Origin of the sequence: Ruminococcus sp. AF20-12LB (assembly GCF_003478985.1) — a bacterium.
Lineage (GTDB): Bacteria > Bacillota > Clostridia > Lachnospirales > Lachnospiraceae > Blautia_A.
Genome location: NZ_QUGH01000007.1, coordinates 47,167 through 73,838, shown reverse-complemented (window position 1 = coordinate 73,838; position 26,672 = coordinate 47,167). Strand labels below are relative to the sequence as shown.

General features: G+C 46.2%; 21 protein-coding genes. 2 read left to right on the top strand and 19 right to left on the bottom strand.

Annotated features, from left to right (window positions below; genetic code table 11):
* Positions 1 to 145: 145 nt before the first annotated feature.
* The 13 genes from DWX61_RS10380 to trxB form a co-directional block, all read right to left on the bottom strand.
* Positions 146 to 2,629, bottom strand: a complete 2,484-nt coding sequence (locus tag DWX61_RS10380) for a transglutaminase domain-containing protein (protein ID WP_118625160.1) — start codon at positions 2,627 to 2,629, stop codon at positions 146 to 148.
* A complete protein-coding gene (locus tag DWX61_RS10375) occupies positions 2,629 to 3,375 on the bottom strand; it encodes a copper homeostasis protein CutC (protein WP_118625158.1) in 747 nt (248 codons plus the stop codon). Before DWX61_RS10375 ends, DWX61_RS10380 begins: the two co-directional genes overlap by 1 nt.
* Positions 3,376 to 3,404: 29 nt before the next feature.
* Positions 3,405 to 4,166, bottom strand: a complete 762-nt coding sequence (locus DWX61_RS10370; protein ID WP_118625156.1) for a DeoR/GlpR family DNA-binding transcription regulator — start codon at positions 4,164 to 4,166, stop codon at positions 3,405 to 3,407.
* Between the two features lie 420 nt (positions 4,167 to 4,586).
* A complete protein-coding gene (locus DWX61_RS10365; protein WP_118625154.1) occupies positions 4,587 to 5,900 on the bottom strand; it encodes a M20/M25/M40 family metallo-hydrolase in 1,314 nt (437 codons plus the stop codon).
* Positions 5,901 to 6,106: 206 nt separating this feature from the next.
* Complete coding sequence (locus DWX61_RS10360; protein WP_118625152.1) at positions 6,107 to 6,796, bottom strand: C40 family peptidase; 690 nt, start codon at positions 6,794 to 6,796, stop codon at positions 6,107 to 6,109.
* Positions 6,797 to 7,660: 864 nt separating this feature from the next.
* Positions 7,661 to 8,518, bottom strand: coding sequence for a YitT family protein (locus tag DWX61_RS10350; protein ID WP_118625148.1), 858 nt, complete (start codon positions 8,516 to 8,518; stop codon positions 7,661 to 7,663).
* 177 nt (positions 8,519 to 8,695) lie between these two features.
* Positions 8,696 to 9,538 (bottom strand): Cof-type HAD-IIB family hydrolase, encoded by an 843-nt coding sequence (locus tag DWX61_RS10345; protein ID WP_147419621.1) that lies wholly within the window; start codon positions 9,536 to 9,538, stop codon positions 8,696 to 8,698.
* Positions 9,539 to 9,698: 160 nt separating this feature from the next.
* Complete coding sequence (locus tag DWX61_RS10340) at positions 9,699 to 11,378, bottom strand: glycoside hydrolase family 13 protein (protein WP_118625144.1); 1,680 nt, start codon at positions 11,376 to 11,378, stop codon at positions 9,699 to 9,701.
* A gap of 199 nt (positions 11,379 to 11,577) precedes the next feature.
* Positions 11,578 to 12,408: a PTS system mannose/fructose/sorbose family transporter subunit IID gene (locus DWX61_RS10335; protein ID WP_118062548.1), complete on the bottom strand. Its 831-nt coding sequence runs from the start codon at positions 12,406 to 12,408 to the stop codon at positions 11,578 to 11,580.
* Positions 12,405 to 13,220, bottom strand: a complete 816-nt coding sequence (locus DWX61_RS10330) for a PTS mannose/fructose/sorbose/N-acetylgalactosamine transporter subunit IIC (RefSeq protein ID WP_118062547.1) — start codon at positions 13,218 to 13,220, stop codon at positions 12,405 to 12,407. Before DWX61_RS10330 ends, DWX61_RS10335 begins: the two co-directional genes overlap by 4 nt.
* 49 nt (positions 13,221 to 13,269) lie before the next feature.
* On the bottom strand, positions 13,270 to 14,301 hold the full coding sequence (locus DWX61_RS10325; protein ID WP_118625142.1) for a PTS sugar transporter subunit IIAB: 1,032 nt from the start codon (positions 14,299 to 14,301) through the stop codon (positions 13,270 to 13,272).
* 434 nt (positions 14,302 to 14,735) lie between these two features.
* On the bottom strand, positions 14,736 to 15,773 hold the full coding sequence (locus DWX61_RS10320) for a LacI family DNA-binding transcriptional regulator (RefSeq protein WP_270427410.1): 1,038 nt from the start codon (positions 15,771 to 15,773) through the stop codon (positions 14,736 to 14,738).
* Positions 15,760 to 16,698, bottom strand: a complete 939-nt coding sequence (trxB, locus tag DWX61_RS10315) for a thioredoxin-disulfide reductase (RefSeq protein ID WP_114001924.1) — start codon at positions 16,696 to 16,698, stop codon at positions 15,760 to 15,762. The genes DWX61_RS10320 and trxB overlap by 14 nt, the downstream gene beginning before the upstream one ends.
* Before the next feature lie 168 nt (positions 16,699 to 16,866).
* Between trxB and DWX61_RS10310 the strand changes: the two genes are divergently transcribed.
* Positions 16,867 to 18,639: a DUF885 domain-containing protein gene (locus tag DWX61_RS10310; protein ID WP_270427408.1), complete on the top strand. Its 1,773-nt coding sequence runs from the start codon at positions 16,867 to 16,869 to the stop codon at positions 18,637 to 18,639.
* Between the two features lie 10 nt (positions 18,640 to 18,649).
* Here DWX61_RS10310 and DWX61_RS10305 read toward each other — a convergent pair whose 3' ends face one another.
* From DWX61_RS10305 to DWX61_RS10285, 5 genes are all read right to left on the bottom strand, one after another.
* A complete protein-coding gene (locus tag DWX61_RS10305) occupies positions 18,650 to 18,931 on the bottom strand; it encodes a hypothetical protein (RefSeq protein WP_021651190.1) in 282 nt (93 codons plus the stop codon).
* 5 nt (positions 18,932 to 18,936) lie between these two features.
* A complete protein-coding gene (locus tag DWX61_RS10300; protein WP_270427407.1) occupies positions 18,937 to 19,350 on the bottom strand; it encodes an acyl-CoA thioesterase in 414 nt (137 codons plus the stop codon).
* 364 nt (positions 19,351 to 19,714) lie between these two features.
* Positions 19,715 to 21,043: an IS200/IS605 family element transposase accessory protein TnpB gene (locus tag DWX61_RS10295; RefSeq protein ID WP_118625136.1), complete on the bottom strand. Its 1,329-nt coding sequence runs from the start codon at positions 21,041 to 21,043 to the stop codon at positions 19,715 to 19,717.
* A 44-nt stretch (positions 21,044 to 21,087) separates the two neighbouring features.
* A complete protein-coding gene (tnpA, locus tag DWX61_RS10290) occupies positions 21,088 to 21,519 on the bottom strand; it encodes an IS200/IS605 family transposase (RefSeq protein WP_118625308.1) in 432 nt (143 codons plus the stop codon).
* Positions 21,520 to 21,548: 29 nt separating this feature from the next.
* Positions 21,549 to 22,193 carry a hypothetical protein gene (locus tag DWX61_RS10285; RefSeq protein WP_118625134.1) on the bottom strand — a complete coding sequence of 215 codons (645 nt, stop codon included), beginning with the start codon at positions 22,191 to 22,193 and terminating at the stop codon, positions 21,549 to 21,551.
* Between the two features lie 762 nt (positions 22,194 to 22,955).
* On the opposite strand from DWX61_RS10285, the gene DWX61_RS10280 reads away from it, so the two are divergent.
* Positions 22,956 to 24,635, top strand: coding sequence for a CapA family protein (locus tag DWX61_RS10280; protein ID WP_330577114.1), 1,680 nt, complete (start codon positions 22,956 to 22,958; stop codon positions 24,633 to 24,635).
* 146 nt (positions 24,636 to 24,781) lie between these two features.
* Here the strand turns inward: DWX61_RS10280 and glgB are convergent, their stop codons facing one another.
* Positions 24,782 to 26,668, bottom strand: a complete 1,887-nt coding sequence (gene glgB, locus DWX61_RS10275; protein WP_021653063.1) for a 1,4-alpha-glucan branching protein GlgB — start codon at positions 26,666 to 26,668, stop codon at positions 24,782 to 24,784.
* Positions 26,669 to 26,672 lie beyond the last annotated feature (4 nt).

Sequence of the window (26,672 nt, the reverse complement as noted above, 5' to 3'; positions counted from 1 at the left end):
CAGGCATTCTCATTCCGATCTGCTTTCATATTCTGAGCATCTGAACCACTGCAATAATTTCACAGCTTTTACAGGGGGCACAGACCGTCACCGACACAGTCGATGATACGGCCTGTGTTCCTTCTGTATATATCCGTTATATCTGTCACAGCAGTCTCAGCAGCATATCTCCGGTTCCCACATTGTATCCGCTGGTTGCATAGATCCCATTCAGGCTTCCGTTTGTCACAATGATCAGCGGAAGCTTATCCGGATCTACGTACATTCTTCTTCCCAGTGTATTGATGATCTCTGAAAAATCATCATATAAGATCTGAACATTTCCAAGCTTACCCAGTGCTCTTGAAAGGGTAGGGGTCTCCAGCGCTTTTTTGCTTTTTACTACAAAAATGATCCTATTCGCATATCGGGAAAAAGCTTCTTCCTGCTCCATCATCTCATTTAAGATATGCTCCGTCGGTTCTTTCTCCTCTTCCAGAAACGCCAGGATATGCTTCCCATCTGCCGTCAGTTCTGACGCCTTCACGGTGCTTCCATCCTCTTTTCTGAGAGTAAATTCCGGTATAGAAATATTCTCCAGCATGTCTTCCAGGTTTGCATTCCGAAATGCCAGCTCCACCCGCTTCATTTCTCCGATCTGAACCTCAAAATAATATTCCGCTGCAAATATATTTCCATTTGGCAGTCTGTTTGAGGTAAGGATCCTGTAATTTCCCGCTTCCAATGGCAGCTTCATCACCTGATCTCTGAAATTTTCGGCTTCCAGCTTCAATGTGATATATTTTCCGGCTTCCAGTTTTGCGATGCTCCAGTTCTGGAAATATTTCCACTGTGTATCCTCACTTGCCTTCAGAAGGATCGATGAGGTTTTCTCCGTTTCTGCAGATACCGGGATGAATTTTCCGTTTTTCATATACTCCATAGAACGGTCATGAGGGTTCAGGCGCGCCGGAATTCCCAGTGTTCTCGCCATTGCCACAAAAAGGATCTTCTTTGACAGAAGGCTTCCTGTTCCCGTTTTCAGGCATCCGGACGGCGTGGTGATCACACTGCTGCGTTCTTTCTCCGGGCTGGAAATGATCTTATCCTCAATCCATTTCCAGATCTTTGCCGGCTCCTTTTGCAGCATATTTTTTTCTTCTTCCGACAGTTGCTCAAGAATCGTTTTTCTGTATTTCTGCAAAACTTCATCGTCAACTCTCGGGTTCAGTACATATGGTACAAAAATATCTGCATCCATGTTTTTTTCATACGGTAATGCAAATTTCAGGTGCTCCTCCAGAACCTGGCTGATACAGTCTGTTCTGTCTTTCTCTGTGAGGACTTCAAGGAGTTTTTTTCTCATTGAAGAATCTCCAGTTTCTTTTTCCAGGAATTTCCGACACTCCAGATTGCTCAGGTTTCTTACCTTCTGTTCCCTGTAAGCGTTTGCCTCTGCCAGACGTCTGCTGCCTCTTTCCTTCTGCTCCGGTGTTGGCATATCTTTATTTACAGGTGCATCATGAGGTGCGATCATATCGATCTCCGTCCACTCCTCATAAAAAATACCCTTTTCCTTTCCTACGGGCATCAGACAGATCTCACAACAATCCTCTGTTTTTGTATCCATGCTGTTTTCTGCATGCAGCCATTCTCCATCTGCATACATCCTTGCAGAAATATGGATACTTCCAAGCCCTGTTGTCAGGCTGACTTTTCCCAGACTGTCGGTTTTCAGTTCTGCGATCGGGGCATATTCCGAATAATTCAGCACCTCAAAAGAAACTTCTGCACCTTCTGCCGGTTTTCCATGTGAATCCTTTACGGACACAGTGATCTCTTTTGTCAGTGCATATCGTTTCAGCTCGTTGAGCATAGTCACCATACCATCTTTGCCGATCACTTCTCCCTCCGGGATCATGGTATCAAAAACTCTTGAATGGACCATCATGGCCCTTGAGGAAGCGTTGGTAAACCATCCCTTATTCAGGATCTCCTCCGGCTCACAGGCTCCCAGAAAATACCAGCTTCCATCGCACCAGATTTCCACCCACGCATGATTATCATCACAATGAGACCACTTTGGTGCATATACCTGACGGGCAGGTACACCAATACTTCTCAGTGCATTAACGGTAAATACAGATTCCTCTCCGCATCTTCCGTTTCCTCTGCGGTATACGGCAAGTGCAGACAGGGTACGATCATCTGTACAATGATAGGTAGCCTCCTGTGCACACCAGTAGTTCACCTCCAGGGCAGCTTCCCGGAAGCCCATTCCCTCAGTTCTCTCTCCGATCTCCCTGCGGAAAAATGTACGGCAGGGTGCGATCTCCTCCTCATTTACTCTGTGAAACAGCACATAATTCAAAAAGATTTCCTCCGGCAGCTCTGCCACCCCGGAGTTTTCCTTCCATAAATATACGCCATTCTCCGCATAATCCAGAAATACTTCAAACGCGTAATTTCCGATATCACTGTACGGCATGAACGCATATAAATATTTGCACGCCAGAGCCACTTCGTCTGTGCATTCCGCAAGCTTTTTATCAATCTCCGCAAAAGCCTGCGGTAACCCCATCACCTGCTCCCGATATTTTTTTTCGATCCGATCACGGTTTTCTTTCAGAAAAATCTTCCCCTCAGCCATTATAATTCCTCCAGAACTTTCTTTGCAGCACGAACATTTTCAATATCTGTACGCCATATCTCATATTCACTGAATGTCGGAAGTCCCATATTGACACCTTCCTTGCGAAACTGCATCGCACTGTCCGTTACAACCTTGCCGCTCATATGATAAGCCTTGATCCCGGTAAGGGGATAAAGCTGGCGGATCACTTCCGCACCGACGCCACTCCCCGCCTGGATGGTGATACGCCCCTGACTCCTGGTTTCCAGTTCCTTCAGAAGCTCCGCACCCTGAAGGCAGGTATTCTTCTGTCCGGAGGTAAGAATCGTATCGATTCCCAGCGAGATCGCCTGTTCCATAGCCTCGATCGGATCTGCGCACACATCAAAAGCCCTGTGCAGCGTAACAGACATATCTCCCGCCGCATCCATCAGCTCTTGCATCTGTTCCATATTCAAGGTGCCATCCGGTTTCAGGATACCTACCACAACACCCTCCGCTCCCATTTTGCGGAAATCCTTTACGGCATTCCTTATCATAGAAAATTCCGCATCTGTATAACAGAAATCTCCAAACCGCGGACGGATCAGCGCATGGATCCTGATATCCGAACGCTTCCTTATTTCCTCAAAAAGCCATGGGCCGGGAGTTGTTCCCCCGATGATCAGATTGCTGCAAAGCTCCAATCTGTCCGCACCACCCTCGGCTGCTGCCATGGCGGATTCCACAGAATCCACACAGGTTTCCAGAATATAGTCTTTCATGTAAAAATCCCCCCTTTATTACTGTCTGCTCAGAGTAATTTCACTCCGGTATTCCTCAGTATGTTCACAATGGTATCATCCGGAAATTCATCGGTAATGATCCCGCTGATATCATCAAAATGTGTATATTTATAAGATTCGTTAAAATAAAACTTCTCTCTCTCCATAACCACATATTTATGTCTGCTGCTCTGCACTGCCGCCTTCTTGGTCAATCCATCCTCCACTCCGGATGTAGTAACTGCAAAATCTGTCATATCCACGCCACAGCTTCCCATAAATGCCCGGTCAAAGCTGTACTGCTTGATCACCTCAATGGCCGCAGCTCCCATAAATCCGTTCACCGAACGGTACATAGTTCCCCCTGTGCCTATGGCCGTGATGGACGGATTCGCAGCGAGGATCTGCAGGATATCGATCATATTGCTGACAACCACAACATGCATACCCGACGAAGCGATAAGCCTTGCCAGCTCTATATTTGTAGTGGAAACATCCAGAAAGATCGTTTCGTTATTTTTGATCAGCTTGAAGGCTTTCGCAGCGATCACTTTCTTCTTATCAAGATTGTACATACGCCTGTCTACTACGTTTCTCTCCAGAGGATACTCCTGTGACAGGATCGCTCCGCCGTAAGTCCTCTTTAATCTGCCTGCATTTTCAAGGATCTTGAGATCCTTGCGGATACAGTCCTCCGTAACCTGAAACATCTCACTTAATTCTTTGACTCTGACTTTTCCTTTTTCGCGGAGACATTTCTCTATTGCATTCTGTCGTTCTTCTGTAAACATGGTCCTATCTCCTCATTCCTGATTTTTCTGTGATAAAAGTTCCAGAAATCAATACTCCGCAAAACAATATCCGGCGCATTGATCCCTGGAAAGCCTGTGATTTCAGTATAACAGTTCGATATCTTACTGTCAATTATTTTGTATTATTTTTTATTGTTTTATCGCATTTCGATCAAATCAAGTAATTCCACTGGTTCAATTGCGAACCTCCGCTTGCCCCCTGTTCTGGGAATCCCTTACAAAGCTGCAAATATCCCCCTGACTCAAAGCCACATGTTCCCTTGCGGAATTATAAAGGTCAATAAACATTGAAAATATTGAATAACTTATGAGGACTTGTCTGTACTCTTCCCGAAACAGACAAGTCCCCACAGTTCCATAACAAATATCCAGTTATGAGCAGATAAAATCAGATTTTTACTATCTGCACATATATTCATCCAGCTCTCTGATAAATTTCCCCGGCATCTTTCTCTCAAATGGGAAAACCTCCGCATTCCCCAGTTCATCTGCAATACATCCCAGAAGGATCGCACTTCTCTCCAGCGACCAGGCAGACAGCAGATCAATGGTATCGTAACGGGTATGCATGCCAAAACCATCCCGGTTCAGAGTCATGGCCGGAATTCCCTTCCATGCAAAAGAATTGGAATCACTTCCCCAGATCTGATTCTTCACAGACGCTCCGATCCCTGCTCCGTCAGCGATTTCAAGAAGCTTATCACAAACAGAAGCCTCTCCCGTCACTCCCAGAACATTTCCTCCGATCAGCTGCCCGGCCAGATCTACATTCATATTAAAACGATGCGCTCCAAGCTCACTCTCATGAACTCTGATATAATCCCGGCTGCCCAGCAAGCCCTTCTCCTCAGCACCAAACCACACAAATTCCATAGTCCTGCGCGGTCTATACTGCTGAAAATATCTGCAAAGTTCCATGATGATCGCTGCCCCAGCCATATTATCATAGGCCCCCGGTCCCTCCGGTACCGAATCATAATGCGCCGTAAGCGTTAAAATCTCATCTTTCTTATCCGTACCTTCAATCCTCGCCACTACATTTCGGGATGTACAGGCCGTCACTTCCTGTTCTACAGCCAGACAAACCACAGCTGCACCCTCCGTCACCAGCTCCACCGCATCTTTATAATGAAGATTCGCACCCGGGATCCTACCACTATATTTTTCCTGCATCTCGTGAATATCCTCTGAAGACTCCGACAATCCTTCTATCTCTCCTTCTGCATTTCCCGGAAAGATCATCGGCAGGCTACGCTGACAGGGAACCCTGTCCACTCCTTCATCCAGCGGAGAACCCTCCACACTGATAAAACCAACAGCTCCGGCGCTCACCAGTCTCTGATACACATCACCACTCACCCGGCCATTCACCATAACGATCTTACCCTTCGCCCGGGAAAGACTGACAGCATCTCCATTCTCCACATACAAAAAATCCGCTTTCAGACCTTCTGCCCCAGTATTTCCACATCTTCCATACCCGGTCACCACATACTCCTTCTGATAAGGCTCCACAACCTTAAGCACCGCCCTGTTGATCCGAAAACCCCAAAAAGAAAACTCCTCCATCCAATTCTTCACTCCGAAGCTGTCCAAAGTATCCCTGATCATCTTCGCCGCCTTCACTTCCCCAGCAGTACCCGCTTCTCTGACAAAATCAAACCCCGTCAAAAACTCCATCTGCCGCCTGCCACTGATTTCCTTCGTATTCATAACCCCACAACCTTTCTGAATTTTTTTCGAGTCCCCACCCACTGCTTATTGCTTTTCGCAACCCGCAGGAGACTTACTTGATTCGGTTAAATTATACACTATTTTTCAGCAAAAAAACTGCCTGCAGCTATTTTTCAGCCTACCCGGCCAAAAAATCTCCGCAGACAGTTTATATTTCATATCAGTAGAGCATTTATATCTATATCCTAAGCCACAAACGAACCAACCGCAGCCGGAGCCCGGTAATCATAGTCAGAAACCTTGATCCCTGTAGCCGCTGTACTGGCGTGAACGATCTTGCCATCACCAATATAAAGCGCCACATGATCAATACAACCCTCACCATAAAAAACCAGATCACCAGCCTCAATATCCGCAACACTCTTCTTCTCAGAAGCCGAACATTGAGCTGCAGCAACACGAGGAAGCTCATACCCAAACTCCGCAAACACAGACATCACAAACCCCGAACAATCCGCCCCGTTAGTCAGACTCGTACCACCATAAACATAAGGATTCCCCACAAACTGCAGCGCAAAATCCACAATCCCCCGCCGCTTCTCCAGACGCGCAGCCTCAGCAGCCTTCCGCTCCTCTTTCGCCTTACGCGCAGCCTCAGCAGCCGCTTCAGCCTCAAGCCTCTCCTGTGCGATCACCTCAGCCTCAGCCTTCGCCTCCTGATACCCCTGAACCTCAGAAACCGTCTTATCCGCCAGAGCACTGGCAAAAGCAGAAATAGAATCCGCACCATCCGAAAAATCATCCTCAATAGAAAGCTCCTCCACATCTCCATCAGACACAGCACTGACACCATCCACATCCGCAAAAACAACAGAAGGAACCACACCCACAAGAACAGCACTCAGAACAACAGCAGCAAATTTCTTATAAAACATAAACAATAAAACTCCTCTCAGAAAACCACGCAGCAGCACCCACCCATTCAGGCAGACATTCACAATCCACTTCGCCACGCTCCTCATTCGCCATTTTGTTACATTTTTATTAAATTTGTTACGTAAGTGTGTATCCTACCATAAAAACCCCCACCTGTCAAACCCCTTTCACAAAACCTTCACACACCAATCAGCCATCCAACACAGCGACGATGCCCCAGCCCTCACCTTCACCACAGGAAACTCAACCTTTCTCCCAGCCATCCAGCACAGCGACGATGACTTCCACAAGAAACTCAGCCCTTCCTCCCAGCCATCCAGCGCAGCGACGATGGCTCATCCCTCACCTTCAGGCCACAGGAAACTCAGCCTTTCCTCCCAGCCATCCAGCGCAGCGCTGATGGCTCATCCAACTCCCGGGAATCCACTCAATCCTCCAGCCCTCATCAATCCCCACTTCCGCCAGTCGCCCCACACCCCCACCACTACCTCCCGCCCGGAACCGAACAGCCGGGGAGACGGGTGCCGGTTGGCTACGACTCTGCAGGAGGGGAGCTGATTCTTGGCTGGCGGAAATCTGCGTTGTTTTTAAAAAGTCCGCTGTCTGAGCGGCAGCAAGCCGCGAGTTCGGACTTTTTAAAAACGGTTTTAGCAGAATTCCGGCAGCCTAGAAGCCAGCCCCCGACGAAGCCCGGAGCAAACCGGCACCCGTCTCCCCGGCGTCCGGCATCCGCCATCCGCCATCCACCACAAAAAAGAGCGCCCCGCAGCCCATCCAGCCCGCAAAGAACGCTCTCCTAATTTCCATCAGCTTACAATCATACACAATCACCTGCGATCAGCATACACCCCCATACGATCGCATCAAATATAACTCATAAACCCCTTCCCAATAACCTCACTACTCTTAGTAACCATCAAAAACGCCTGCGGATCCACCTCATCAATAAACCTCTGCAGCAGCACCGCCTGCCTCACATCAACAACCGTCAGAATAATCTTCTTATCCTTATGCGAATAAACACCCTCCCCATGATAAACCGTAGCACTCCGATCCAACCCATTCATAATAAACTCACAGATCTCATCCGGTTTACTGGAAATGATCGTAAAATACTTATTCAGCTTCATCCTCTCAATAGACTTATCGATCAGCAACGTCTTAGCTATAAGCCCCAGTACAGAACAAAGCCCCGTAGTAAGATCAAACACCATAAACGAAACAACAACGATCACACAATCCACTGCAAACAATGCACCCGAAATATTCATCGTAGAATACTTCTTAATGATCATCGCCACAATATCCGTGCCACCACCCGAAGCATTCTCAAAAAACAGCAGCGCCGCAGCCAACGCCGGCAAAATGATCGCAAAGCAAAGCTCCAGCATAATATTCCCCGTCAGCGCCCTGTCCATAGGAAAAACCTTCTCAAACACATTCAGAAGCAAAGAAGAAACAACCGTAACATAAGCCGTCTTCACTCCAAAATCCCGGCCAAGAACAATAAACCCGATCACCAGCAAAATCAGATTGATCACCAGATTGATCTGCGCAGACGTCATCGGAATAAAATGCGAAAACACAACCGCCATACCCGAAACACCACCAAAGGAAAAATTATTCGGAAACTTAAATACATAAATCCCCACATCCATCAGAACAACAGCAAATGTGATAATGATGTACTCCATCACACGCTTTGGTATCAGATTTTTCATTAAAAATTACCCTCCTGATCTCCTCAAATAATTTTCACCGGTAACTGCCAGGCAAAACCAGCAATCCCCGCATCCTCTTCGTTTATCATACCTTATATCACCAAAAATGAAAATAAAAAAGACAGAGAAAAATACATTTCCCTGTCCCTTATATCAACGATCACGATCAACCACAGCTCACAGCCCGAAAAACCTCTCCAGAAATTCCGCCACACCATCATGATCATTATCTCCGGTCACCTCATTAGCAGCATCCTTTACATACTGTTTGGAATTGCCCATAGCAACACCGATACCTGCACCCTCCAGCATTTCCAGATCATTCTCATTATCTCCGAAAGCGATCACATGCATCCGGTCAATACCAAGCTTTGTGCGAAGCATGGCAAGACCCACACCCTTGTCCACGCCTGCTGCATTAAACTCCGCATTGCCGCTGATGGAAGTAGTCACTGCCACATCATCCAGATTCTTCCATTTTTCACGAAGTGCCCTGCTGGTCTCCATATCATCAAAATAAATATTGATCTTCTCTGCCTGATCCAGAATATCTTTCTGATGATAAAAATCCTTAACATATTCATGTCTGCTGAGAAAATAATCCACAAAAGTTTTTTCCAGCAGATCTTTATCCGCTACAGATGCCACATAATCTCTGGCATCCGCATCAGAATAGGCGATTCCGTTTGCATAAGCCTCTGCGATCCAGCCTTTTGCGCCGCTGTTTTCCACATCCTTCAGGATTTTGCTTACCATTCCTTTGGGCATGGTTTTTCGCCAGATCATCTCATTTTTATCGTAATCCCAGACAACACAGCCGTTTTCCACGATTCCCCATTTCACACCCCGGAGCACAGAAAACTCCTGAGGGATCAGCTCTCTGGTCCTTCCGGTTGCCGGCACCACATAATGTCCGTCATCGATCAGACGCTGCAGAACATTTCTATTCCTTTCAGAAATCTTATTCTCACTGTTCAGAAGAGTTCCGTCCATATCCACTGCAATGATATATTTTTCCATAAATTCCTCCTGTTTGTCTTTTCCCCACAGGCAAAAAGCGCATCTGCACTGCACCCGGATATCCTTTGGCAGTACAGATACGCACAAATACTCATACCTGCTCTCTGTAAAGCGGAGACTTTTCTTCCACTTTACTACTACATATACAACAGCTCAGGAATTACCGGATCCTCATCATAAACGCCTCGTACGGTCTTAAGTCCGCTTTGATTCCTGTTCTGTCCTTATAGTTTGCAATCTTAATATCCTTTTTATCGGACACATATTTCACAAGACCTTCTGTACTTACCGTATCCTCAGAAAGGTTTGCCACCACGATCCACTGCTCTTTGTCGGAAGTTCTTAAATATGCAAAGATCTTCTCGTCTTCCGGAAGAAGGAGCTGATAGTCACCTTCTGTGAGAAGCTCTTCCTCATGACGAAGACAGATCAGATCCTTATAATAATAAAACACGGAATCATTTTTTTCCAGAGCTTTTTTTACATTGATCTCCCGGTAACGATCAGAAAGGCGGAACCATGGCTTACCGGTTGTAAATCCTGCATTTTCGCTGTCATCCCACTGCATAGGAACCCTGGCATTGTCACGACTCTTGTTCCATACTGCCTTGCGGAAATCATCCTCAGAAATGGTTTTGTTCTTAACGACAAGATCCTGATATGCATTACGAACCTCTATATCCTCGTACTCCTCCAGCGGGAACTGCACGTTTGTCATACCGATCTCCTCTCCCTGATATACATAAGGAGTTCCCTGCATACCATGGAGAACGGTAGCATAAGCCTTTGCACATTCCTCGCGGTAAGTAGTGTCATTTCCCCATCTGGAGATCACACGTGGCTGGTCATGATTTTCAAAATACAGAGCATTCCAGCCCTTGTTATAAAGCTTGTTCTGCCACTCACTCATAACACGTTTCAAATCACGGAGATCAAAAGGCTTCAATTCCCACTTGCGGTTTACAGAGCCCGGAATACGGTCGATGTTCATATGCTCAAATGTGAAGATCATATTCAGTTCCTCACGCTCCGGATCTGTAAACAGTCTTGCAACCTCCGGTGTGGAGCCCGGCGCCTCACCTACCGTCATACAGTCATATTTTGAAAGCACCTCCCGGTTCATCTCATGGATAAACTCATGAAGTCTTGGTCCGTTGCTGTGATATTTTCCTGTATAATACTTGCGGCCATCCGTTTTCGGGTAATCCGGGAAGGACTGATCCTTGGAGATAGATGCGATCACATCCATGCGCCATCCGTCAGCACCTTTGTCCATCCAGAATTTCATCAGATCATAGATTTCCTTACGGACGGTTTCATTTTCCCAATTGAGATCCGGCTGTTTTCTGCTGTAGAAATGAAGGTAATACTGGCCACGCTCTTCGTCATATTCCCAGGCACTTCCGCAGAAGCTGGAACCCCAGTTGTTCGGCTCACTGCCGTCTGCTTTCGGATCCTTCCAGATATAATAATCACTGTATTTGCTGTCTTTTGACTTCCGGCTTTCCACAAACCATGCATGCTCATCGGAAGTATGGTTGACAACAAGATCCAGAACGATCTTGATACCATGCTCATGAGCTTTTTGGATCAGCTCATCCATGTCCTCGTTACTTCCGAAACCTGCGTAGATCTTCCGGTAATCACTGATATCGTAACCGTTGTCGTCCTGTGGGGAGTCAAAAACAGGACTAAGCCAGATCACATCGATCCCAAGGTTCTGAAGGTAGGGGAGCTTTTCAATAATACCCCTGAGATCGCCAAAGCCATCTCCGTTGGAGTCCTTAAAGCTTCTTGGATAAATCTGATATACAACGGAATTCTTCCACCAATCTTTCATTTCTTATGTCTCCTTTATTTTGCATTGAGCAGATATTTATAATCCGTATTTGCTGCTTATTTATATCCGGTCAGGTGTTCTTCAACTGCCCTTTTTGCGGTCAGTTATTTCGATATAACTTTTTTTAGGCTTTTTTATAGGCGGACCCTATACGGCCCGCCTTTTCATAATTCTGATCTTTATTCCTTATCCTTAAGGCTTATGCAATTCCAAGAAGAGAGAGAAGGATGCTCAGGATGATAACACCAATGATCAGAACTGTGATGCTGATATTTTTCTTTTTCAGCAGATAGTAGCACAGAAGAGTCAGTCCAAGAGGAACGATGCCGACAAAGATCTGGTCCAGCATGTTCTGGAGATTCAGAACAGATTCACCCTTCATGGTGAGTTCATAAGTGGAATTAAAGGTTACCATGCTGGCAGTCATGCCGCCGACCATGATCAGACCTACAATGCTGGCAGCCTTTGTCAGGATGTTCATAAGACCGCTTGCATAAACCTTCTGGATGTATTCGGAACCAAGCTTGTATCCCAGGAAGGTTCCGTAATATTTCACAAGAATAGACGGAATATTGAAAAGAAGCAGGAACACGATCGGTGCCAGAACGTTTCCGGATGCACCAAGACCTACTGCGATCCCGGCCGCGATCACACGGAGAACGCCCCAGAAAATGGAATCACCGATGCCGGCCAGAGGTCCCATCAGAGAGGATTTGACTGCATTGATAGAGCTTGCATCAAAATCCTTCTGCTCGCTGTTTTTCTTCTCCATGGAAGCTACAAGACCCATAATGAAAGTGGAACAGGTGATGGTTGTATTGAAATAGGACATACTTCTTGTGAGGGCTGCTTTTTTGCCCTCCTCATCATTTTTGTAAAATTTGTTGATAAACGGCATCAGGGAATAACAGAAACCGGAAGCTCCCTGTTTTGCCGGGCTTACTGCCGCATACAGAGTGAAGGAACGCCAGAACGCTTTTCTCAGCATTTTTCTTTCATCTGCAGGAATGGATTTCGTTAAATTACTCATGAGAAAAATTCCTCCTCTTCTTCATCAAGATATTCGTCAGAACCACCGGCTGGTGAAGCTGCCACTCTCTGTGCCGCAAGCTGGTTCAGCTTGTAATCGTTCATACCAATGGAAATGGCAATGATCACACCGATCACGGCAAGGGCGATCAGCGGAAGCTTTAAGTATGCTGCAAGAACAAAGCCCAGGAAATAAAACATACAGATCTTGTTGTCCCAGAGCATCTTCATCAGCATTGCCATACCTACTGCCGGAAGAAGTCCGCCGCAAACTGTCAGACCATTCATAACAACATCCGGGATGGCATCCAGAAGTGCGCTGACTGCGTCAGATCCGAACAGGATCCCGAAGAATGCAAACAGAGAATATAAAAACCAGTTTACAGCCCAGAGCCCATAGTGAAGAGCAACGATCTGTTTTTCTTTTCCTTCTGCTGCCAGGCGGTCAAAGGTTTTTGCAAACATACCTACAATAAAGATATAAAGAACTGTTTTGATCTGAAGACCAAGGATACCGATAGGAAGTGCCAGTGTCAGGGCAACCTCAGAGCCTTTGCCAAGCATGATGGCAAAAGCAGTTCCTACAGCTGTGGCGATTCCGGGCTCTGCCGCAGAAGCACCGCCGATATTTACAACTCCCATGAAAACAGCTTCCAATGAAGCTCCGATGATAACTCCTGTATGAAGATCTCCAAGCAACAGACCTACCAGCGGTCCGATGACGATCGGACGGTTCAGCATGGTAAATCCGATCAGCTCTGCACCGCCGACGCAGATAAATACGGCAAGTGCTACAAGAAATGCATTTAACATTTTTTCTTTCCTCCCTTTTTTGTGCTACGTTTTATTTATTCAGTGGATGTCAGTCAAGCTTGTCCAGTATATCCTTCACAAGCTTCTGCTCATCATTGGGTACCTGCTGCATACAGGCCTTCGGATCAAGAGCCACCAGCTCTTTCAGTGCCTGCTGTTCTGCTTTTGTCAGCATGATAGTCGGGGTCAGGACAAGCTTCTCGGAAACATCGACCCCATCAAAACGTCCCGTATTTCCTACATTGAGAAATCCGATCTCACCAACACTTTGTCTTATCTTCAGAGCATCCTTTACCGTTCTTGTCAGAACCAGAATACGCATCCTGGATGCCTTCGGATTGTTTAAGATACGAATGGCTTCATCCACCGGTTTGATCAGCGATTTGATTCCGCCCGGTACGGCCATTTTCAATGCCATCTTCTGGGTGTTATCATTAGCTGCCTCGTCGTTAGCTACCACGATTCCCTGTACAGCCAGCTGTTTGGTCCAGGTCATGGCAACCTGTCCGTGGATCAGACGGTCATCTACACGAAGTGCGGTGATCTTTGCTGTGGAATTGTCATAGGACTGGGGAGCCAGAGCTTTTTTCGGTGCGGATTTTTTTGCATACGATGCAGCACCTTCTGAAATCTGCGCAGTATTTTCGATACCCTGTGCAGTATCTTCTTCAGCATTTTTTTCAGATGTGGATTTCTTTCCACCGCCAAGGTCTACCATCTGAAGCTCTTCTCTGGCATCATCGATGAACTCCTGGATCTCCTCCTCTGTCACATCGTCATCTGCCATCATGACCTGCATCAGGACCGGAAGGTTGGTTCCTGTAATCAGTGTGACATTTTCTTTCTGGCTGTATCCCAGAAGCTTCTGATTTACGCTTCCTCCCATCAGATCTGTGAAAACGAAAATCCTGTCGTTTTCATGCTGTGCGAAATATTCTTCAAACTTTTTCTCCACATTGTCTTCCGGTGTCACATAAGCATCAATGGTTGTGATCTCAGCCATTTTTCCAACGATCAGCTCTGCTGTATAACGAATGCCGGAGGCCATTTTTCCATGTGTGGCGATCAGAATCTGTTTCATCTGGTATTCACTCCTTCTGTACTCTTTCCCTTTGGTTATGTACCTAACCTTTATGTTCACACTATAGCATCAAAGTTAGGCTGTGTAAATAGGTTATGTACATAACCCATCATTGCAACAAGTTCAAAATCATGGTTTTGTGCAGGTTTCACATAGAACAGCAAATGTTTATTATCCACATCTTCAGCACGAACCTACACAGGATAACTCTTTTACGATTTCAGGTAAATTTACAAAAAGCCGAAAATACTCTGACTGTCAGACACTGACAGTTCCCGTATATTTCGGCTTTTGATATCTTTATATCTCAGATTTTCTGTACTCTTTCTCTGTACTCTTACTATATTGAAAGTCCCGATTTTCTGTTTTTCACAGTTCTGCAGTGACTTCTCGTATCTACCCCCCTGATCAGATCAGGTACATTCTCTGCAGACTTACTTTTCCTCATGCTGCGGCTGTACAGATCTCCTGGGGATCAGCGTGACCGGAAGCATGATCTCATTTTCACGCTCTTTTTCCACTCCATTGATCCGTTCCATCAGAATTTCCACTGCAAGAGACGCCTTCTGCTCCACATTCTGACTGATAGTAGTCAGACGAGGCACGGAAAATTCCGCATAGCTGATGTTATCGTATCCTGCAATTCCGATTTCCTCCGGAATCTTTACTCCACGACTGCTGAAAAAGCTGATAGCCTCCAATGCATAGAGGTCCGACAGGAAAAACAGTGCGGCCTTTGGTTTTTTCCGCTGGAGCAGCCACGCATAGCTTTCTTTTCGTTTGGCGTAGTTCATTCCAAGAGCAGTAAACTGCACCTTCTGCTTTTTCTTTGCAAGATCCTTCGCCGCCCGCTGAGCGCCCATGTAACGAAGATGATCCACACCATTATCACGGCCTGCACAAACCTGGATATGCTCATAGCCGCATTCCAGAAGATATTTTGTCATAAGATAGCCGCCACTTTCGTCGTCCAGTCCGATATTCAGGACATGGTTTTCCTGGCCTGCATCAAGCTCACCATATGCATCAATAGAAACGATCGGTTTGTTGATCAGCTGATAGATTTTTTCGCAGTTGCTTTTGCTGAAGGAAATGGCAATAACACCATCTACATCCCAACCCATGACCATCTGGAATATCTTATCTGTATCCTTTGCGGAATACAGCATCAGATAATATCCCAGTTCCTGCACGTATTTCTCGATAAAACCGATGATCTTTCCATAAAAAGGATCTCCGATGATAGAATCCTTGAAGTCTTTATGATAATTGATCACAACTGCGATCAGCTGGGATTTTTCTTTATTCAGAACTCTCAGTCCCATTTTCTGGACATACCCCATCTCCCGGATAAGATTCTCGATCTTCTGAATATTGGCAGGAGATACTTTTTTTGTTTTTCCATGTATGACGTTGGAAACAGTTGTTGTACTCACGCCTGCTCTTTGCGCGATTTCCTTAATCGTTGCCATTATCTTTCCTCCAGAGATATTTCTGTGCGGAAGCCACTGCATTGGCTCCGTCTGAAACAGCAGTTACTATCTGGCGAAGTGCCTTGGTACGAATATCCCCCGCTGCAAAAACCCCAGGTGCGCTGGTAACACCCTCCTCTCCTGCACAGATATATCCATTTTCATCCAGCTTGAGCTGGTCCTTTACAAGTGTCGTATTAGGAACGATCCCCACAGCAATGAAAACACCTTCTGCGGTCAATTCCCTCTCTTCATTTGTTTTTATATTACGGATCTTAAGACCGGTCACTTCATCCTGTCCCAGAATCTCAAGGGGAACACTGTCCCACACCATTTCTATATTCTCACAGGCAAAGACTTTCTCCTGAAGTGCCTGATCTGCTCGAAGCGCATCACGGCGATGAACAAGATATACCCTTTCACAGAGGCCGGAAAGAAAAACTGCATCCTCTGCTGCCACGTTTCCTCCCCCCACTACCACTGCGGTCCGATCCTTATAAAAAGCTCCGTCACAGGTAGCGCAGTAGGAAACACCAAGGCCGCTCAGATCATCCTCTCCCGGGATATCCAGCTTCCGGTGCTCTGCCCCAAATGCAAGGATCAGGGCTTTCGCCTGATATTCATGCTTTTTTGTACGAATCGTCTTGATCTCTCCGGAAATATTTTCCAGGGAAAGAATCTTCTCTCGCTGCGGTTCCAATCCCAGCTTCCGGGCATGTGCCCCAAAGGCTTCTCCGAGATCCATGCCCGATATCCCCGGCATTCCCGGATAATTATCCACCGCATAGGTAGCTGTGACCTGACCGCCCGGTGCAAAGTTTTTATCGATCCATATGGTATTTAACCTGGCCCTGGACGCATAGATCGCTGCCGTGATCCCTGCCGGACCTCCGCCTAAAATTGCAAGATCATAAATATCACTCATGTTATTTCTCCATTTTTGTATATTTCCGCTCACATAATATCATAGATTCCGTAATTTTCCAATATGATAGAACAAAGCGCCACTCTGAAAGGACGTTACTGTTTGCTTCGAGACCATCAGCACTCTCCACATGGCATATGTCTGTAAACAGTAACGAAAGACTGTCGTATGTCTCTTAAAATCAGGAAAAATAAATCTCCTATTTTCATCACTCTGCTTCTTATCCTGGCACTTCTCACCGGCCTTACTGCCGGTTATTTTTCCGTTCACGGGATCACAGAAAACGGAAAATTCGAAGCCTTTTCCGGAAAAGTTTTTCAAAATGAAGTTTCCGGCAGCACCCTTACTCTCCATTATACCCTGGCACATCCGGAAAAACAGGGTATCCGGCGAAAAAAAGCTTCTCTTGGCACTGTCCCCACAGATATGAAAAATACATACCAGATCTGCAGCCAGTACGAAAAAAAGCTGAAATCCTTCCGCTACAGCCGCCTTTCCACGGAAAATCAGCTGACGCTGGACTCCATGCTCCTCTATTACCACACAGAAAAATCCCTGGGCGACAATTATCTGCTTCAGGAGCCTCTTGGCCCAAGTCTTGGTATTCAAGCTCAGCTTCCGGTTCTTCTGGCGGAATATGCCTTTTATGAAGATCGTGATATCACCGACTATCTCACTCTTCTTACCACCATCCGCCCATACTTTCGGAGCATCCTGGAATTTGAGAAAAAGAAATCCGAAGCTGGTTTTTTTATGAGTGACACCACACTGGACCGGATCCTGGCACAATGCAGTTCTTTTATCCAGAATCCCGACAACAATTATATGCTGGAAATTTTCCAGAAAAAGCTATCCGAATATGGAAAACTTCCTTCCTCAGAGCAGAACGCTCTGCTCCTGGCCCACCAAAATCTTATGAAAACAGAAGTCATCCCAGCCTATCAGGAACTTATGACCGGTCTGGAAGCTTTGCGTGGCACAGGAAAAAACACTCGTGGCCTGACTTATTTCAAGGGAGGAAAAGCCTACTATCTCTATCTTCTTCAGAGTCAGACCGGCTCTTACGTTCCTGTAAAGCAAATGGAAAAACGACTCTCCAGACAGCTTTCCGACGAGATCGGCATCGCAGGAACCATACTTCGACAAAACCCGGAGCTTCTGACTACTCTCAGCCGGGGAATCACTTTCAGAGAAATAAAGCCTGCCCAGATGCTGAATGCCTTGCAGCAGAAGATCCAAACAGACTTCCCACCTCTCACAGATGTCACCTTTGAGCTCCGCACAGTCCACGATTCCATGAAAGAATATCTAAGCCCCGCCTTTTATCTCACCCCACCTATGGATACCGGAACCCCCAATGTGATCTACATAAATCCGGCTGCCAGCTACCAGGGTCTGGAGCTTTTTACCACACTGGCACATGAAGGATTCCCGGGGCATCTTTACCAGACTGTCACCTTCCAACGCCAAAAATCCTCCAACATCCGAAATCTTCTCTGCACCTCCGGCTTTGCAGAAGGATGGGCCACCTACATCGAACCCTATGCCTACCAGTACGCCGCCGATTATATTCAGGATCCTTCTGCCACAGAGCTTGCCAGGATCTCCTGGCTGAACCGAAGCATCAATTTATGCATGTACTCCCTTCTGGACATTGAGATCCATTACAACGGCTGGACTCAGGCCGAAGCCGCCAGCTTTCTGAAAGCCTTTGGTATCGAAGACAGCGCCGTTGTCTCCGAGATCTACCAGTATATCCTGGAAACCCCAGGAAATTATCTGAAATACTACTGGGGCTACTTAAGCCTTCTGGACTTACGCACTTCCGAACAGAACCGCCTTGGCCAGGACTTTGATCTGAAAGCTTTCCACAGCCAGGTACTGAAGATCGGTGGTGTACAGTTCCCGGTGCTGGAGAAGTATATTGATGCGGAATTTTGAAACTGTTTTTTCACTCCAACCCAGCAAAAAACAGTTCATAAAAATCATCCTCACCCTCAAGCATCGGAGAATTCTCTCCGCCGCCATTGGTACTCCTCTTCATCGCTGCATAAAATTCCTCACCAGCTGCGATCAGATCCATCTCATAAACCGGAACCCCAAGCTCCCGGCACTTCTTACAGAAAGCAGCCAGCGGCGCTTTCTCCCTGCGGGTAGCAAGCAACATCTCCCGAAGCGCCGGGTCCCTGCGGGCCTTTTCCTTCAGATTATCAAGCATCTCCACAACTTCCATCAGACTCAATCCCCCTTCACACAGCTTCTGAACAGCACATCCAGTTCCGGAATCTCTTTTTTCAGAGAAACCAGCTCCCCATTCCTGGTAAAACAATGCTTCGAGGAAGCCTCTGTACAAACCTCACTTCTGGTCACATTAAAAAACTCATAAGCCAGCTCCAGAACCACACCACTGTACTTCTTCACCGAAACTGAAATCTCCACTACATCATCAAAAAGCACCGGCTTCTTATAAGAAACTGAAACCTCTGCAACCGGAGAAACAATCCCCCGCTTCTCCACCTCACCATAACCAAAGCCCAACTCCTTCATGAAATCGATCCGGGCCTCTTCCATCCATTTCACATAATTGGAATGATGGATGATCCCCATCTGATCTGTCTCATGATACTGTGCCTTACGCCTGTAAACACCCATGTTTATATCCTCTCTTCTGTAAAAATCTGACATTTGTCACCAGTAACAAAATATCCTCTTTATTTCTCACAAACCATACTCTTTATACAACTCCCTGCAAGCCTCCGCACTGTCTATGATTTTCCCAATCTCATCCATTCGACCATCCGCGATCAAACGATTGATCATGTAATCTGATATCCTTACAATTAATCTAGTGGATCTCACACGACTAAAGTCACATGCTCCTCAGTCGCTTTAAGCGACAAGGCTAAATATCGGCGGATACGCCTGTAGCTTAGGATATGCACAGTCATGCGCTTTTTCCATGCCAGATATGGCAAGTTCCCACACTGCAGGTAATCCGCTGTATATCTGCCTGTGTTTATGCTACTCTTAAGAGTTCCATTTCTGAAAATAGTTCTCTTAAGTCCGCATATACACATGAGATCCTACGCTTTACTGAAGGGACTTTTGCCTCCAGCAAAGACCTTTCCGTTGCCGGAAGGGGTTTTAAGAGTTCCCGGATAAAATATCTTGCTCCAATATTATAAGACGCCGAAAGATCACAGTTATATCTTTTTCCATTCTGGAATGTACATAAACTGTGATTGCCCGGATCACGGACAACTGTTCCTGACCCATCATAGGCAAGCCTGCTGGTATTCCACGCACAGATCCTGGATATCCGCATCCCTCTACGATGCGCCTGATGTTCACATCTTTTCTGGATATCCCTTTTTCTCCACAGATGCAGCTTCTGTTTCTTTCTTCCGGATATCTTTCCTTTTGTTTCCAGATACTCAAACACGATCACATCCGCATGGTTTTCTTCCGCATATCCTGTGACTGCTCCGGCGATCTTTCTTCCGAGTTCTGTGTTAAGACGCTTCGCATAAGCCCATCTGCTTTTCACCTGTGCAGAGCCATGCTCCCGTTGGAACCTGCTTATCCGTCCCAGCACACGGTACATCCGGTCTTTTTCACTGGAAAGATTGATAAACTTTCTTCCCAGGACAGTTCCATCTGACCGCATAATGGTACAGACTGCATCCGTATTGAGCCCTAAATCCACACTGCAGATGATCTGTTCTTTTGCAGGTGCCTTTGTAAGCTGCACCTCTTCTGTATAAGAAAAACGCAGTAAATATTTACGATGCCTTTTTTCCAGCACGGGAGCTGCAGCTTTTTTTCCTGCCCAGTTCTTTCTGAGATATTCCATATCTGTATGGCTGAAGCTGACCCGGAACCATTTCCAGTCATGACCGTCAAAAAGTTTCAAGTACGCTCTATCTTTTTCTTCTGTATCCTCACGGTACATCACATCACGATAAAATACCGGCATAGCATGATCACCACACCCCAGCTTCGGCCTGCCGCCTTTCTGATCCGTTTTTTCCCACAGTTCCAGCCTTGTCTTATATGATGATACGCTTCCCAGGGCATGCTGGATAGCTGCCCTTCTGAGATAAGAAGGCATCTTTGGAAAACGAAGGTCAAAAGCAAACTTTGCCTGGTTCTTTTTAGTGGTATGCACCAGATGTTCTGCCGTATTGAAACGTTTTTTAGGTTCCGTGATCACTGCCAGTTCATCCCATATCTGCGCATAGATCTCCGTCAGGCAGCTGACCGCAGTGCGATAAATATCCAGTGTCTGGCGGATCGGAATATTCTGTTTTCGCAATCCTACGCCATAACTGGATACTGTCCTCATCTTTTCTCCTCTTTCTTACAAATATAAAAACGTGTTCATTCAGATTACTGTTTTTCTTTTTGCCCTTCGATGTAAGAACATACCTGTTCCCTGCTCCTGTCACTTACCGTCACTGCACAATAAGATGGATTCCACAGATGCCCTCCCCAAAGCTCCTTCTTCAGTTCTGGATGCACAAGAAACATCTGCCTGGCAATGTTCCCCTTCATGATCTTGATCATATCCGAGATATAAAACTGTGGTCTGCAATCTACAAGCAGATGGATATGATCCGGCATAACCTCCATTGCCAGAATCTGAAATTTATATTCTTCTGCAAGGTCACAGAGCATTTCTTTGCATTCTGCATCAATACCATCTTTTAAAACTTTTTTCCGATATTTTGTACACCATACCAGATGGTACTGCAGGGAATACACATATCCTCTACCATATGAAAGTTCATTGTTATTGATATTAAACATATTTTTATCCATGTTTTTATTATACCATATGCAAATAGAATTTACAAACATTTGTTCTGCTTATTCTCAAAAAATAGTGCGCCTAACTCATCACTGAAGTAACGAGAATGCGACGCACAGGTTTTCAATAATCTTCGTAGTTTCTCAGAATCCTCACCTATTATATGCGCCGACTCCTCGTATCTCATTACATAAAACGGAAGTAACATCAGTAAATTCTTCTCAAAAATGCTATCCTTTGTATAACGCTCCACCTTTACCGTCGGAACACGATATACACACACCTGCCCATCCGGAAGCAGCAGCTCCACTTCCTCAACATCCGGCGTATTCTTCGTAGATCTTAAATAAATTACACATGATCTCGGAAACTCCACATAAAACTTCCGTCCTACTCTCCGCCTACTCTCCAAAGCAATCGCAAAATCATACTCAAACATTCGGATCGCCATCGTAGTATCATCCGTACTCTGACACTCAATATGATACACCTTATCCCCGATCAAAAGCTTGGCATCCGTGATCAGTTCCCCGTCCTCCAGCTGATGCTCATTCCGAAGATGCACGATCTTCACATCCTTCGGATATGAGGTATGAAACACCTCGTTGATAAGCGGAACGAGCAGGTAAGTCATCTTCTCCACCATTGTCCGGAAAACATCGTCAAATATAGTATTGTTATTCATTAACACTCCTACTGATATATAAATTATACCATACAAAGAAAACATAAAAACCCCATAAAACGGATTTTCAGAACCTTCACAGTAACAAAAAAATGGAAAACGCTTCAGAACCCGAAGCTCCAAGAATGTCCATACAGACAAAAGATCTTATAAGATATACCAACCATACCATACACCAGAGAAAAAATCACGCAAAACCCATCCAAAAATTCCACCACAATTCGACACACTCCCAGTCGACAACGAAGCGCCTCGACACACTCCCAGCCGACAGCGAAGCGCCTCGGCCCACCCCCTTCCCATCAAACCACAAGGAAACTCAGCCTTTCCTCCACGCCGTCCAGCGCAGCGCTGACGGCTCATCCAACTCCCGCCCAGCCACCCTATCCCTACCGCCTTGAACCTCACAGCCCGAGCCGGGGATGCTGTCTGGTCTGCCTCTGCAGGAGGGGAGCTGATTCTTGGCTGGCGGAAATCTGCGTTGTTTTTCAAAAGTCCGCTGTCTGAGCGGCTGCAAGACGCGAGTTCGGACTTTTGGAAAACGCTTTTAGCAGATTCCCGGCAGCCTAGAAGCCAGCCCCCGACGAAGCCGCAGACCAGACAGCATCCCCGACTCGGGCGTACGTTCACCCCCACCACCCTCTTCCCACAAAAATAAAAATCTGCTATAATACAACCACACAACAAAAATCAAAAATAACAAAGCGAACAATCACCAATCAATCGCATTCAAAATCCAAAGAAAGACAAGGTAAAACATAAATGAAATTTCCACCCAACATCAAAATCCCCGACTCCCTCAAAGGAGTCTTCAAAAAAAGCTCCACCCCGGATTCCCTCAGAAAACCCCGGCGCAACCCCAAGGACAACATCCCCCTTAACTTCCGCGAACGCAGCAATGCCCGTGTAAGTCTTATGGCATCCGTCATCGTCCTTGCGATCCTGGTCCTCTTCTTCAATCAACTGGACTACCGCCTCATCCGCAAACCAGCCATAGACGCCCAGAAAAAAGCCGCGGCAGTCAAAGCCAAGGCCGATCAGGAAGCAGCCGACACCACTGCCGAAACTACCACTGCCTCCGTCATCGCAGTAGGCGACAACCTCTATCACCAGAGTCTCATCGACGCAGGAGCATCCTCTGACGGCAACTGGAACTACGACAAGATCTACACCCACATCCAGGACGCCATCAAGGACGCAGACATCAAAATGATCGATCAGGAAACCGTCTTCACAACCGACCATGACAGCGTAAGCTCCTACCCATCCTTTGCAACACCCACAGAAGTAGGAGACGCCATTATAAAAGCAGGATTCAACGTAGTAGAATCTGCCAACAACCACATCGATGACTTCGGAGAAGGCTTCCTCACAGACACACTGAACTTCTGGAAAACCAAATATCCGGATGTCACACTTCTGGGGATCCACGACTCCCAGGAAGATGCCGACACCGTCAAGATCCGTGAAGTAAACGGTATCAAGATCGCATTTCTGGATTACACCTACGGCACAAACGTAGGCGGCATTGAAGGAAAAGACTACATGATCGACATGATCCGCAAAGACAAGATCACAGCCATGATCCAGAAAGCAAAACAGCAGGCCGACTGCATCATCTTTGTAGCACACTGGGGTACCGAAGACGAAACCATGCCAAACGAATACGAAAAACAGTGGGCAGCCTACCTTATGGAGCAGGGCGTAAATGTCATCATCGGCGGACATCCACATGTACTCCAGCCATATGGCCGCCTTACTGATGACAAAGGCAATGAAACTGTAGTCTTCTACTCTCTGGGAAATTTCGTATCCACCCAGCAGAAGCTGGAAGAACTTCTCGGCGGAATGGCAAAATTCACCATTCAGAAAACCGTACAGGACGGCAAGACCTCAATTGAGATCCTGACCCCTACAGTGGAACCTCTGGTCATGCATTACAACAGCGATGCCGGTGAATTCGGACCATATATGCTTTCCGATTACACAGAAGAACTTGCATCTCAGAACGGTGTACAGTCATACATTGGTTCCGGTGTATTCACTCTTGACAACCTGAAAAAGAAGTTCAACGAGATCATGTCCATGAATGTCACTCCATCCACAGGGACCAACCTCCTGGATGTGACTATTGACACAGACCTGAACATGATCGATGCATCCGGAAATGTCGTAGAAGATACCGACTCCATCACAGCAGAAAAATATTACGCAGATAAAGGCATTGACATCACTTCCGAAGACTTTAACTCTGCTGATAATAACTCAGGCAGCACAGACGACTCCTCGGATGACGGTTCCTACGACGACAGTTATTCTGACGACGATTCCTACGATGATGGTTCCTACGACGATAGTTCCTACGACGATGGTTCCTACGACGACGGTTCCTACGACGACGGTTCCTACGATGATGGTTCCTACGATGATAGCGAAGAATAGCGATAACTCGTAACCAGTTTATACCCCGATCCATAAAATACCGGAGATCCGGCACCTCTGAAGCCAACACTTCAAAGGTACACAGATCTCCGGTATTTTTATTTTATCTTTTATATTTTCTTTCAAAGATTTCGCTATACAGAATATCAGTATGTAAATATACCAACTCCATAAGCTTCCAACGGATATGCAAAAGAAAATTCCCGGTTGTCACAATTTTTCTTTTCGGCTTTAAATACCTTGCCCTTCGGAAGAAGCCCCTGCTCATCCATGATCAGCTTGTACTGTTTTTTCTTCGGAACGCCTACACGGTAATCCGGACGTGCTACCGGTGTAAAGTTGCATACTATCAGGATATTATTACGTCTTGTAGGAGATTTTCTCACAAAGCTGAAGATACTTCTGTCGCCATCGTTGGCATTGATCCACTCAAATGCAGATGGATCATTATCTGCACCGTAAAGTGCCGGATATTTGCGGTAGATATGCAGAAGATCACTGACATACTGCTGCAGCTTCTGATGATTTTCCTCGCCAAGAAGATACCAGTCAAGCTCTCTGGCCTCACTCCACTCACGCAGCTGTCCGAAATCCTGTCCCATAAACAGAAGCTTCTTACCCGGATGCCCGAACATAAAAGTATATCCGGCCTTCAGGTTCTTGAATTTATCATCCAGCTCTCCTGGCATCTTCTCCAGCATAGAACACTTCAGATGTACTACCTCATCATGAGACAGAACCAGAACATATTTCTCACTGTATGCATAAGTCATAGAAAATGTCATCTTATTATGATTAAATTTACGGAAATATGGATCTAGCTTCATGTATTCCAGGAAGTCGTTCATCCAGCCCATATTCCACTTCAGAGAGAATCCAAGCCCGTCGTCTTCTGCCTTACCTGTTACCATCGGCCATGCGGTAGATTCCTCTGCGATCATGACAGTTCCATGATTTCTTCCGAGAACAACGGTATTCAGATGCTTAAAAAATTCAATAGCCTCCAGATTCTTGTTTCCGCCGTATTTATTGGCGATCCACTCACCGTCTTTCTTACCGTAATCCAGGTAGAGCATGGATGCAACCGCATCTACACGAAGACCATCAACGTGGCATTCCTCTACCCAGTAAAGAGCGTTTGCGATCAGGAAATTCTTCACCTCCGGACGTCCGTAATTGTAGATCTTGGTTCCCCAATCCGGATGCTCACCCTGTCTCGGATCTGCATGCTCATATACAGCAGTTCCGTCAAAGTTAACCAGTCCGTGTGCATCCTTCGGAAAATGTGCCGGTACCCAGTCAAGAATGATACCGATTTTCTGACGGTGAAGATAATCCACCAGATATTTGAAATCCTGCGGTGTTCCGTAGCGGGAAGTCGGTGCGTAATAGCCGGTTACCTGATAGCCCCAGGAACCGTCAAAAGGATGCTCTGCGATACCCATAAGCTCCACATGGGTGTATCCCATTTTTTTGACATACTGTGCAAGCTTCGGCGCCAGTTCTCTGTAGGAATAGAAACCATCCTCATCCTCTGCTGTCTGCGGATGCTTCATCCAGGAACCCGGATGCACCTCATAGATAGACATGGCACTTGTGTCCGGATCAAAGTTCTCGCGATTTTTCATCCAGGTATCATCTTTCCATTTATAGTTGGTGATATCTGTAATACGAGAGGCTGTTCCGGGACGCATTTCAGCGGCATTGGCATATGGATCTGCCTTGTAAAGCTCCTCACCATGTGCACCTGTAATGTAAAATTTATACAGCTGTCCGATCTTCGCTCCCGGTACAAATGTCTCATAAACGCCAATGGGTCCAACTTTTTTCATGGGATTCTTCTCCGTATCCCATTCGTTGAATTCACCTATAACAGAAACCGCCTGTGCATTAGGTGCCCACACTGCAAAATAAACCCCTTTTTTCCGGTTCTGCGTGTCCGGATGTGCTCCCAGCTTCCTGTAAATATCATAATTCGTGCCCTGACCAAACAGATACTGGTCAAGCTCCGTAAATTGTAATTTCTTTCCCATTTTC